We start from the raw sequence: 11,645 nt of genomic DNA, 5'->3' as shown, positions 1-11,645 counted from the left end.
CCGCCGTGAAAAGGCGGTGTCTTAACCCCTTGACCAACGGACCAGAGTTGTTGTTTTCAACTCTTACTATTATACCGACTTTTTATTTTTTGTCAACTACTTTTTTAAACTTTTTTTATTAATTTTACAACAGCTTCAGTTCGAGCTGTATGTGGGAACATATCGACCGACTGGATATAATGAAGATCATAGACTTCTACTAAGCGTACCAAATCACGAGCCAAGGTCGAAACATTACAAGAAATATAAACCATTTTTTCTGGCACATAAGTAAGAATAGTATCTAATAACTTATCATCCAGACCTGTACGTGGTGGGTCCACAATCAGAGCATCTGCTCGGTAGCCTTCCTTGTACCAACGAGGAATAATCTCTTCTGCCGTTCCAGCTTCATAATGAGTATTGTCAAATCCCATTCTTTTCGCATTTCGCTTGGCATCTTCAATAGCTTCTGGGATAATATCCATTCCTCTAAGTGTCTTTACTTTCTTTGCAAAGGCAAATCCAATCGTTCCCACTCCACAATAAGCGTCAATCAAATGGTCTTCTTTATTAACATCCAAGGCTTTTACCGCCTCGTTATAAAGAACTTCTGTTTGTTCAGGATTTAGTTGATAGAAAGCTCGAGGAGATAGTGAAAATTCATAATCGAGTACACCTTCTTGAATACTCTCTTGTCCCCAGATAATCTCTGTCTTTTCACCATAAATCTCACTGGTTTTAGCTGTATTTGTATTAACAGCTACTGTCACAACTTCTGGAAAATCTTTAACTAAGTCTTTTACTAGTTGGGTTAAATTAAGCTGACGATTTGTAACAATAATAATCTGAACCTGTCCAGTCTTTCTTGCTCGTCGAACCATTATAGTTCTAACACCTAGAATTTTTCTCTCATCTGTGATTGGAATTTGGTGAAAAGTAAGTAATTCCGCTAGACGATTAGCAATCACTTGGGTTTCCTTGTCTTGTACCAGGCAGTCTTTCAACTCTACTAAATAATGAGAGTTTTGTACATATAAGCCCGCCTTGACCTGATTCTTAAATTTTCGAGTCTGAAATTGTAACTTAGCACGGTAGTACTTTGGTTCCTGCATACCAATCGTCGGACGTATTTCATAATTTTCATATCCTGCAGGGGCAAATTTTTTCAGTGCTTGATGAAGCAAGTCCGTCTTGAACTCCAGTTGCTTATCATAATGCAGGTGCATGATTTGGCAGCCTCCGCACTCATTGTAAATAGTACATGCTGGCACAACACGGAATTTAGACTTCTTGTTGACCTTCAGTAATTTTGCCTCTACAAAGTTACGTTTAATAGAAGTAATCTGACAATAGATATCTTCACCTTTGAGAGCACCAGGCACAAAGACTAATGTTTTTTGATAAAAGCCGATTCCCTCACCATTAATTCCCATGCGCTTGATTTTTAATGGTATTTTTTGTTTTACTTTCAGATTCATACCCCTATCTTATCACATTTTGAGTTATAATAGAACTATGAAAATCACAAAACTTGAAAAGAAAAAAAGACTCTATCTGATGGAGCTTGATAATGACGACAAATGCTACATTACTGAAGATACTATTGTTCGCTTTATGTTATCAAGAGATAAGGTGATAAGCGAAGAAGAATTGAAAGAGATTCAGGAGTTTGCCCAATTTTCTTACGGTAAGAATCTAGCTCTCTACCACCTATCCTTTAAAGCACGCACTGAAAAAGAGGTTAGAGAATATCTAAAAAAATACGATATTGATGAAAACATCGTTTCTCAAGTCATTGCTAATCTTAAAGAAGATAAGTGGATTAATGATGGTCAGTACGCTTATGCTATCATCAATGCCAATCAACTTTCAGGAGACAAGGGGCCTTATGTACTGACTCAGAAACTAACACAAAAGGGAATTTCAAAATCTACTATAGAAGAGAACTTGAAAGAATTTGATTTTTCTGAAGTTGCTCAACGCGTAGCTAATAAACTATTGAAAAAATATGAAGGAAAACTTCCAGCTCGTGCTTTGCAGGATAAGATAATCCAAAATCTGACCAACAAGGGGTTTTCCTATTCTGATGCTAAAAGTGCCTTTGACCAGTTGGATAGTCAAGTTGACCAAGAAACGACTCAGGAACTCATCTTCAAGGAACTTGATAATCAATATGCCAAGTATGCCCGAAAATATGAAGGATACGAACTTAAACAACGTTTAACTCAAGTTTTAGCACGAAAAGGCTACGATTTTTCGGATATAGCAAGCGCTCTCAGAGAATATCTTTAATATTTTCATGTAAAATTCACAGATTTTAGGTAATTTTATGGTACAATAGTAAACGATAAACTTATAAATTGTAGAAAGTTGGTTAGTTATGAAACTTCCAAAAGAAGGCGACTTTATTACAATTCAAAGTTATAAGCATGATGGGAGTCTCCACCGAACTTGGCGGGACACCATGGTACTAAAAACAACAGAAAACGCCATTATTGGTGTCAACGATCATACACTGGTTACCGAAAGTGATGGTCGTCGTTGGGTCACTCGAGAACCGGCTATTGTTTACTTTCACAAGAAATATTGGTTTAATATCATTGCCATGATTCGCGATAATGGAATTTCCTACTATTGCAATATGGCTAGCCCCTACTATCTGGATGAAGAAGCACTGAAGTATATTGATTACGATTTGGATGTTAAAATTTTTACAGATGGGGAAAAACGTCTCTTGGACGTTGAGGAGTATGAGCGTCACAAACGCAAAATGAATTATTCTGATGACTTGGACTACATTTTAAAAGAACATGTTAAAATTCTTGTTGATTGGATTAACAATGGACGAGGTCCTTTCTCAGAAGCCTATGTAAACATTTGGTACAAGCGCTATGTAGAACTAAAGAATCGGTAAAGTTGTCAAACTGGGGTTAAGACCCCGGTTTTTTTATTTTAAAAACCCAGCTTTACAGCTGGGGTGATTTCTATATATCTAATTTCGTAACAGTAAATTTGATGTGGGAATAGTCTTTTTCAACATCCTTATCCAGCAAGAAAGCTGTAGCATCTTTCTTAACCTGAACCAGGTCAATATTCTGGGCTTGGGCTGCATAGACGCATCCACAATAACATTGACGATAGATATCATACTCCTCACACATCTCTACTGAACGTTTGTAGCCTTGATTTTTCTTGAAATCGCTGGGAAGATAGTGGGTGGTATAAATTTTTTGCACGTCGATTCCGATGCTGTTGATGGTTTGAGAATTCTTATGAGGACTGATGGTTAAAGCCGAACCGAAGTAGTCAAAGCCTAAATCCATAGCCACTTGAGCTGTCTTATCCAGTCGGTAGTCAAAGCAAACCTTACAACGGTCGCCACCTTCAGGCTCTTCTTCCAGTCCTCTGACTAACTTACGATATTCATTTGGTTCGTAGGGAGCTTCTAGATACTGGACCGTATTTCCTGTCCGCTCATTAAAATCACTGACAAATTTCTTGGTAACATAGGCTCGCTTATGGTATTCTGCCTTGGGATGGATATTAGAATTGGCAAAATAAATGGTCACGTCTGCATACTTAGTCAAATATTCTAGAGTATAGGTACTGCAAGGGGCACAGCAAACATGCATGAGAATAGTTGGACGTTGCTCATTTTTCTCCCATACTTGTACCATCTTCTGCATGACACGGTCATAATTAATCTTCTGATTGGGGTTCATCTTGCTCAGAATTTCTTCTACATCGATCATGTTCTTCTCCTTTTTATAGTCTTATTTTATCATATAAGTTAGGAGAGCTCAAATCAATTTAGAAGTGAATATCATAAAAAGGAGGAATAGGCATTCCCTCCTTTTGTGTTTTTTATAAGTTGTTTTCTATAGAAAGCTTACATCATGCCGCCCATCATGCTTGGATCCATTGCTGGAGCCGGAGCTGCTGGTTCTGGTTTATTGGCTACGACTGCTTCCGTAGTCAAAATCAAGCTGGCTACAGATGCTGCATTTTGGAGAGCTGAACGACTCACTTTAACTGGGTCGATAATCCCTTGATCAATCATGTTAACCCATTCGCCAGTTGCTGCGTTGAAGCCTGTACCAACTTCAGCATTTTTCAAACGATCGATAACGATAGAGCCTTCAAATCCTGCATTGTGGGCGATTTGACGAACAGGTTCTTCCAAAGCACGGAGAACAATATTGCGGCCCGTTGCTTCGTCTCCTGTCAATTCCAAATCAGCCACGGCTGGAATAACATTGACAAGGGCTGTTCCACCACCTGCAACGATACCTTCTTCAACAGCTGCACGAGTAGCGTTGAGGGCATCTTCAATGCGGAGTTTCATTTCTTTCAACTCAGTTTCAGTTGCAGCTCCGACCTTGATGACTGCTACACCACCTGACAATTTCGCCAAGCGTTCTTGCAATTTTTCACGGTCAAATTCAGAAGTTGTGGTTTCGATTTGAGACTTGATAACTGCAACACGGTGAGAAATCGCTTCAGGATTTCCAGCACCTTCTACGATAACAGTGCTATCTTTGTCCACAGTTACTCTCGCTGCTTGACCAAGAGCTTCAATTGTCGCATCTTTCAACTCAAGACCAAGATCTTCTGTGATAACTGTTCCGCCTGTTAAGATGGCGATATCTTCAAGCATGGCTTTGCGACGGTCACCAAAACCAGGTGCCTTGACTGCTACCACATTGAAGGTTCCACGAATCTTGTTCAATACAAGGGTTGGAAGAGCTTCACCATCTACATCATCCGCAATAATCAAGAGTGGACGATTGCTTTGGAGAATGCTTTCTAGGAGTGGCAAGATTTCTTGGATATTTGAAATCTTCTTGTCAGTAATCAAAATGTATGGATTTTCAAGATCAGCTACCATTTTTTCGCTATCTGTCACCATATACTGTGAAAGGTAACCACGGTCAAACTGCATTCCTTCCACAACTTCAAGTTCTGTTTCCATACCGCGTGACTCTTCGATAGTGATGACACCATCTTTGCCAACTTTCTCCATGGCTTCAGAAATGTATTCACCGACTTTTTCAGAACGAGAAGATACAGCTGCAACTTGAGCGATAGCTTCTTTATTAGCAACAGGGATGGCATTGTTTTTCAAGGCTTCAACTGCTGCGGCAACTGCTGTTTCAATCCCACGACGAATGCCGATTGGATTTGCGCCTGCTGTGACGTTTTTGATTCCTTCGCGGACGATCGCTTGAGTCAAAACAGTTGCAGTTGTAGTCCCGTCACCTGCGATATCATTTGTTTTTGAAGCTACTTCTGATACCAATTTGGCACCCATATTTTCGAAATGGTCTTCCAACTCGATTTCTTTGGCAATGGTCACACCGTCATTGGTAATCAAAGGTGAACCGAATGATTTTTCAAGAACGACATTCCGACCTTTTGGTCCCAAGGTTACTTTAACAGTGTCTGCAAGGATATCGACACCACGGACCATAGCTGAACGAGCATCAGATGAAAATTTAATTTCTTTTGACATACTTACTTTCTCCTTCTATTCTTCAATGATAGCCAAGATATTAGCTTCGCCAACGATGATGTACTTTTCATCGCCATCTTTGACATCAAGACCTGCATGGGCTTCAACTAAGACACGGTCGCCAGTCTTAACGCTTGGGGCAACCAAATCACCGTTCAAGGTACGAACACCTTGTCCAGTAGCTACAACTTGGGCTGTTTTTGTTTTTTCTTGGGCTGAGCCTGCGAGGACAAAACCTCCAACAGTTTGTTCTTTTTCTTCGATTTTCAAGACCACACGGTCTCCTAATGGTTTCAACATCTGCTTTCCTCCATGATAAGATAGATACTATTAGCACTCTTTACACCCGAGTGCTAATCCATAGTTCTATTGTATCACTTGGTCAGAAATAGTCAAGAAAAAAGTCTGACTTTCTCAAGATAAAAAGCCTGAGAACAACTCAGACTTTTCAATGTTTAAAATGGTAATTCTTCCTCTTCCAGGACCAAATCTGCCAAATCTTGGCCTGCATTATTTTCACGAATGGCACGTTGAGCACGACTTTCCAATAGTTGAAATCCTGTGACAAGTACTTCTGTCACGTAGTTCATCTGGCCATTTTTCTCAAAACGACGGGTACGAAGTTCTCCATCCACTGAAATGAGACTTCCTTTTGTTGCGTAGCTTGCCAAAGTTTCGGCTAGTCTGCCCCATAGGACCATATTGACAAAATCAGCTTCACGTTCACCGTTTTGGTCTTTGTAACGACGGTTGACTGCAATAGTCGCTCGAGCTACTGACTTGTCATTGTTGGTTTTGTGCAATTCTGGTGTAGACGTCAAGCGTCCGATTAAGATAACTTTATTATACATATTTTCTTCCTCCTACTTATCTATTCGTAGGAAATCAAAAAAAGTTACAGAAATTTGTAACTTTTCGAGAAAATTTTTTAGTTTTTATGAACCATGAAACCTGTCGCCTGTTGATTGGCCATTATGGTCATATCTGTAATCTGAACACGACGAGGTTGACCGGTCACATAGACTACTGTGTCTGCAATATCCTGAGCTTGCAAGGCTTCTATTCCTTGGTAAACGGACGCAGCCCGCTCTTTATCACCGTGAAAACGCACTGTAGAAAAATCTGTTTCGACAATTCCAGGCTGAATGGTCGTCACCTTGATATCCGTTGAGATGGTATCAATTCGCAGACCATCTGAAAAGGTCTTAACTGCTGCCTTGGTAGCTGAGTAAACAGCGGCACCCGCATAGGCGTAGATTCCTGCGGTTGACCCCATATTGATGATATGTCCTTGATTGGCTTTTACCATTGCTGGCAAGAAGCAGCGAGTGACTGCCATCAAGCCCTTGACATTGGTATCCAGCATGGTCAATATATCCAACTCTTCATAGTCCTGATAAGGTGCTAAACCTAGAGCCAGTCCGGCATTGTTGACCAGAATATCAATCTGACCTATCGTTTCTAGAATATCAGAGCAGACAGTCTTTACCATGGTCATATTCGTCACATCTAGTGGAAAAGCCCAAACTGTTTGATTTGGGAAAGTCTCTGCAAACTCCGACTTTAAGGTTTCTAGTCTGTCTATCCGTCGGCCTGTTAGAACGACATTCTCACCCTGCTCCAGATAAGCACGTGCAATCGCTTCACCGATTCCTGATGTCGCCCCTGTAATCACTACATTTTTTGCCATCTTATTTCCTTCTAGCTGGTCTATCAGATACTAACAACTTCTTAGGCAGTCCAGTGTTTAGCTGGATCAAATGGTGTTCCGACAATTTGGTCTTCTGATAATTCAATAACACCACGTTTTTGCGGAGCATTTGGCAGATGCAATTCACGAGGGCTACACATCATGCCAAAACTCTTTTCGCCACGAAGCTCACCTGGGAAAATAAGATTGCCTTTGGGCATCATAGCTCCTGGAAGAGCTACAATGGTTTTCAACCCCACACGCGCATTGGGTGCTCCTGCAACGATTTGTACAGTCTTGTCACTTGATACTGCAACTTGGCAGATGTTGAGGTGGTCACTATCTGGATGGGCTACCATCTCGACAATCTCACCAACAACAAACTTAGGTTCCTTGTCATTGACAATTTCTTCTGTAAAACCTTCTGCCTGCAACTCTTGGTTTAAACGTGCTACTTGCTCATCTGATAAAAAGACTTGACCTCGCTCTGCAATTTCAAACAAACTTGAAACTTCGAAAATATTCCAAGCCACTGTTTCCCCATTATCTTTGAGGAAAACACGAGCTACCTTGCCTTTGCGCTCCACATCCAGTTTGGCATCTCCGCTATTTTTCACGATGACCATAAGGACATCACCGACATGTTCTTTGTTATATGTAAAAATCATTGTTTCTATTTTCTCCTATTTCAGTCCTGCTAAAAAGTCGTTAATTTGTTGCTTACTTTTACGGTCGCGATTAACAAAACGACCAATTTCCTTGTCCTTTTCTAGAACAACAAGGCTAGGAATTCCATAAACATCCCAGAGTTTAGCCAAATCCATATACTGGTCTCGGTCCACCCGAATAAAGGTGAACTCTGGATTGGTTTCCTCAATTTCTGGCAAGGCAGGATAGATGTAACGACAATCGCCACACCAGTCCGCCACAAAAAGAAAGACCTTCTTGCCATCTTTTTCTACTAAGGATGCTAATTCTTCTAAACTTGCTGGTTGTATCATAAAACTTCCTCCTCATAGACTAGGTATTCATTTTCATAGACAAAGGTATAGTGACGGCCATCTTCAAAAATGACGCCTCCGACAAGTCGCTCTAGACTACTTTCGTAGACTTGAACATAGAGGGTCGCAATTTCCCCCATGTCTGAAAAATGGTCTCGCACAATCGCTGTCAACTCTTCCTGAGTCTTCATGAGCCTACGGTCATCTGCAACTTTTTTCGTAGCAAGGGCAAGGCTCCCAATACCAAGCAGAGCCAGACCTGCCATCCACATTTTTTTAGCTTTCATACCATTCATTTTAACACAAAAAAGGCTTTAGGACAAATGAGGAAGCAGCAGAAAAGCAAGTAAAAAGCCTCTTCCTTGAAGGAAAAGGACTTCTTATAAAACTAGGAAGCTAGCCGCAGGTTGCTCAAAGCACTGCTTTGAGGTTGTAGATAGAACTGACGAAGTCACCTCAAAACACTGTTTTGAGGTTGTGGATGAAGCTGACGTGGTTTGAAGAGATTTTCGAAGAGTATTATTCTTATTGCCAGGCGCCTGAGTTGCCAACGTAGTAACCATCTGGTGTGTAGGTATTGCGAAGCATCTTACCTGATGAAGTTAGATAATACCACTTGCCATTATCTTTGACCCAATCATTCGCAATCATGGCACCAGAAGAACTTACATAATACCATTCTCCCTTGTCATAAACCCAAGTGCTTGCTTTCATAGCTCCTGAAGTTGATAAATAGTACCACTTGCCTTGGTCGTAAAGCCAGTCACTAGCAATCATAGCTCCTGATGATTTAAAGGCATACCAGTTGCTACCTTGATAAAGCCAAGTTTGATTGAACATGACTCCTTTATCATTCATAAAGTACCAAGTTCCCTTGTCATAAACCCAATCCTTCTGCACTAATTGACCTTGTTTTTGATAGTACCAGTTTTGGTTTGATTTTAGCCAGCTTTCTGCTTTTACAATCGGATAAAGTTCTTTGAAAGATCCTCCATCATATTTATGACTGATAGACTTTAGTTTTTCAAGTTTCAACTCGCCATTGCCATAGTCTGCCCAAGCAAAGACTTTTTGACCATTGACAGTCTCTGGTAGGGTTGCAGTGTAAGTCTTGGTTTGATAATCCCATTTAGCATCGAGGTAAGTGTATTGATCATTTGATTTTTCAATACGGTAGTAGCCTCTCTTTCCACTATCATTATGAATATCATCCACAACTTTCGTTGACCAAGTCTTCACTTCGTTTCCGCTCTTGGCCTCTACCTTGATATCTCCTCTATAGCCATATGGAACATAGAAATTCAGGTAACGCCCTTCTATACCAATCATAGACTTGTCCTTTTCTTGACCTAGAAAATTGACTGTCTGATCTTGACCATCGAGACTAACCGTCCACTCGATTTTCTCGGTTTTTGGCAAATCCAAGACTTTGATATCCACTTCATGACCATTGTTGAATCGAAAAATCTTGCCATCTTGATACTGTACTCCACACTTAACAACCCATTCTTCTTTAAGCTCAAATGCCTGCCCTGAATGTGGAAAAGCCAGTAAAGCTAGACCAGCTAGAGACAAACCAAATAATGTGATTTTTTTCATCGTAGATCCTCCTTAGGATTTTTCATGTTAATTATATCACTATGTTTTTAATTTGCAAATCTTATCCTAAATATGCAAGCAAAAAACCTCTGAGATTCTTCTCAAAGGTTCTGATTTGGCTAATTGCTGTTCTCAACGGCTGCAGTAACAAAGGCAGTGTAGAGTTCTTCTGGGCGGTTTGGACGACTTGAAAGTTCAGGGTGATACTGACACGCTACAAAGAATTTATTTTCAGGAATTTCCACAATTTCGACCAAACGATTGTCTGGAGAAACTCCTGAGAAGACAAAGCCTGCTGCCTCAAACTGCTCACGGAAGGCGTTGTTAAACTCATAGCGGTGACGGTGACGGCGTTGCACCACTTCTTGATTGTGATAAGCAGCCGCAGCCTTAGAGCCACGTTTCAACTTAGATGGATAAAGTCCCAAACGAAGGGTTCCCCCCATATCCTCAACATCAATCTGATCACGCATGATATCAATGATAGGGTATTTTGTTTCTGGTGCAAGCTCTGCAGAATTGGCACCTTCGAGTCCTAAAACGTGACGAGCAAACTCGATACAAGTCAACTGCATTCCCAAGCAGACTCCCAACATTGGAACATCATTCTCACGCGCATAGCGAATGGCTTGGATTTTCCCTTCAGTACCACGTTGGCCAAAACCACCTGGTACGATGATTCCGTCCGCATCAGACAAGAGCTCTGCCACATTCTCTGCTGTCACATCATTGGCATTGATCCAATTGATTTTCACTTCTGCGTCGTTGGCATAACCAGAGTGTTTCAAGGCTTCAACCACAGAAATGTAGGCATCTTGCAACTCAACATACTTACCAACAAGGGAAATCTTAACTTGTTTCTTAAGGTTCATGACCTTGTCCACCATAGCTGACCATTCTGTCATATCCGCTACTGGTGCGTCTAGTTTCAAATGGTCACAGACAATTTGATCCATACCTTGTGCCTGCAAGTTCAATGGAATTTGGTAAAGGTGTTCAACATCCAACGATTCGATGACAGCTTCTGGTGCCACATCACAGAACTGAGCTAGTTTGTTTTTAATTCCTTGACCAGCTGGCTCTTCAGTACGAATAACCAACATATTTGGCTGGATTCCCAAGCCACGTAATTCTTTGACAGAGTGTTGGGTTGGTTTGGTTTTCATTTCACCAGCAGCCTTGAGGTAAGGAAGCAAGGTTGTATGGATATACATGACATTATCCGCACCCACATCTGCCTTCATCTGACGAAGGGCCTCTAAGAATGGCAAGGACTCGATATCCCCAACGGTTCCACCGACCTCTGTGATAATGACATCAGAGTCAGTCGTTAGAGCGGCACGCTTAATTTTTTCTTTCAAAGCATCTGTGATATGAGGAATAACCTGAACAGTTGCCCCAAGGTATTCTCCACGGCGTTCCTTACGAAGCACTTCACTATAAATTTTACCAGTTGTCACGTTGGAATATTTGTTGAGATTGATATCGATGAAACGTTCATAGTGACCCAAGTCCAAATCTGTTTCAGCTCCGTCATCTGTCACAAAAACTTCCCCGTGCTGGTAAGGACTCATAGTTCCCGGATCAATATTGATATAAGGGTCAAATTTTTGAATGGTTACCTTGAGACCACGATTTTTCAAGAGACGGCCCAGACTTGCTGCCACAATCCCTTTCCCAATAGACGATACCACACCACCAGTTACAAAAATATATTTCGTAGACATAGATTCCTCTTTCTAAAATGCTCAAGGTCTTGTTAATTACGAGGGGACATAGAAAACAAGACCCTACTAATAAGAATAATCTGGGACGACTGCACCAGATTCACAACCAAAATACAAGAAGATAACTTCTTGAA

Annotated in this window: 13 protein-coding genes; 2 read left to right on the top strand and 11 right to left on the bottom strand. The window is 40.9% G+C overall.

Annotated features, from left to right (window positions below):
* Nucleotides 1–104: 104 nt before the first annotated feature.
* The gene (gene rlmD / locus N8L33_RS02165; protein ID WP_153193001.1) at nt 105–1,460 is read right to left on the bottom strand and encodes a 23S rRNA (uracil(1939)-C(5))-methyltransferase RlmD; all 1,356 of its coding nucleotides are present in this window, start codon (nt 1,458–1,460) and stop codon (nt 105–107) included.
* A gap of 37 nt (nt 1,461–1,497) precedes the next feature.
* Here rlmD and recX point away from each other — a divergent pair, with 37 nt between their 5' ends.
* Together recX and ntdP are read left to right on the top strand one after the other, a co-directional pair.
* The gene (recX, locus tag N8L33_RS02160) at nt 1,498–2,274 is read left to right on the top strand and encodes a recombination regulator RecX (protein WP_203175862.1); all 777 of its coding nucleotides are present in this window, start codon (nt 1,498–1,500) and stop codon (nt 2,272–2,274) included.
* Nucleotides 2,275–2,362: 88 nt separating this feature from the next.
* Nucleotides 2,363–2,896 (top strand): nucleoside tri-diphosphate phosphatase, encoded by a 534-nt coding sequence (ntdP, locus tag N8L33_RS02155; RefSeq protein ID WP_000775316.1) that lies wholly within the window; start codon nt 2,363–2,365, stop codon nt 2,894–2,896.
* A 70-nt stretch (nt 2,897–2,966) separates the two neighbouring features.
* Here ntdP and N8L33_RS02150 read toward each other — a convergent pair whose 3' ends face one another.
* From N8L33_RS02150 to N8L33_RS02105, 10 genes are all read right to left on the bottom strand, one after another.
* The gene (locus tag N8L33_RS02150) at nt 2,967–3,734 is read right to left on the bottom strand and encodes an epoxyqueuosine reductase QueH (RefSeq protein WP_000567567.1); all 768 of its coding nucleotides are present in this window, start codon (nt 3,732–3,734) and stop codon (nt 2,967–2,969) included.
* 137 nt (nt 3,735–3,871) lie between these two features.
* A complete protein-coding gene (gene groL / locus N8L33_RS02145) occupies nt 3,872–5,494 on the bottom strand; it encodes a chaperonin GroEL (RefSeq protein ID WP_000031580.1) in 1,623 nt (540 codons plus the stop codon).
* Between the two features lie 15 nt (nt 5,495–5,509).
* Nucleotides 5,510–5,794, bottom strand: a complete 285-nt coding sequence (gene groES / locus N8L33_RS02140; RefSeq protein WP_000917330.1) for a co-chaperone GroES — start codon at nt 5,792–5,794, stop codon at nt 5,510–5,512.
* A 155-nt stretch (nt 5,795–5,949) separates the two neighbouring features.
* On the bottom strand, nt 5,950–6,345 hold the full coding sequence (locus N8L33_RS02135) for a single-stranded DNA-binding protein (RefSeq protein ID WP_261058240.1): 396 nt from the start codon (nt 6,343–6,345) through the stop codon (nt 5,950–5,952).
* A 77-nt stretch (nt 6,346–6,422) separates the two neighbouring features.
* Nucleotides 6,423–7,184: an SDR family NAD(P)-dependent oxidoreductase gene (locus N8L33_RS02130; RefSeq protein ID WP_153192906.1), complete on the bottom strand. Its 762-nt coding sequence runs from the start codon at nt 7,182–7,184 to the stop codon at nt 6,423–6,425.
* Between the two features lie 41 nt (nt 7,185–7,225).
* Nucleotides 7,226–7,852 carry a YtpR family tRNA-binding protein gene (gene ytpR / locus N8L33_RS02125; protein ID WP_261058239.1) on the bottom strand — a complete coding sequence of 209 codons (627 nt, stop codon included), beginning with the start codon at nt 7,850–7,852 and terminating at the stop codon, nt 7,226–7,228.
* Between the two features lie 15 nt (nt 7,853–7,867).
* On the bottom strand, nt 7,868–8,185 hold the full coding sequence (locus N8L33_RS02120) for a thioredoxin family protein (RefSeq protein ID WP_000615777.1): 318 nt from the start codon (nt 8,183–8,185) through the stop codon (nt 7,868–7,870).
* Nucleotides 8,182–8,481, bottom strand: coding sequence for a DUF4651 domain-containing protein (locus N8L33_RS02115; protein ID WP_153192902.1), 300 nt, complete (start codon nt 8,479–8,481; stop codon nt 8,182–8,184). Before N8L33_RS02115 ends, N8L33_RS02120 begins: the two co-directional genes overlap by 4 nt.
* 229 nt (nt 8,482–8,710) lie before the next feature.
* Entirely contained in the window at nt 8,711–9,784 is a 1,074-nt protein-coding gene (locus N8L33_RS02110) for an N-acetylmuramoyl-L-alanine amidase family protein (protein ID WP_194250476.1), read from the bottom strand.
* Nucleotides 9,785–9,903: 119 nt separating this feature from the next.
* Nucleotides 9,904–11,511: a CTP synthase gene (locus tag N8L33_RS02105; RefSeq protein WP_000105246.1), complete on the bottom strand. Its 1,608-nt coding sequence runs from the start codon at nt 11,509–11,511 to the stop codon at nt 9,904–9,906.
* Nucleotides 11,512–11,645: the final 134 nt, after the last annotated feature.

The sequence above is a fragment of the Streptococcus mitis genome (genome assembly GCF_946188695.1).
GTDB lineage: Bacteria > Bacillota > Bacilli > Lactobacillales > Streptococcaceae > Streptococcus > Streptococcus mitis_DF.
Note: the sequence above shows the minus strand (reverse complement) of the source record. Positions and strands in the feature narration are given on the sequence as shown.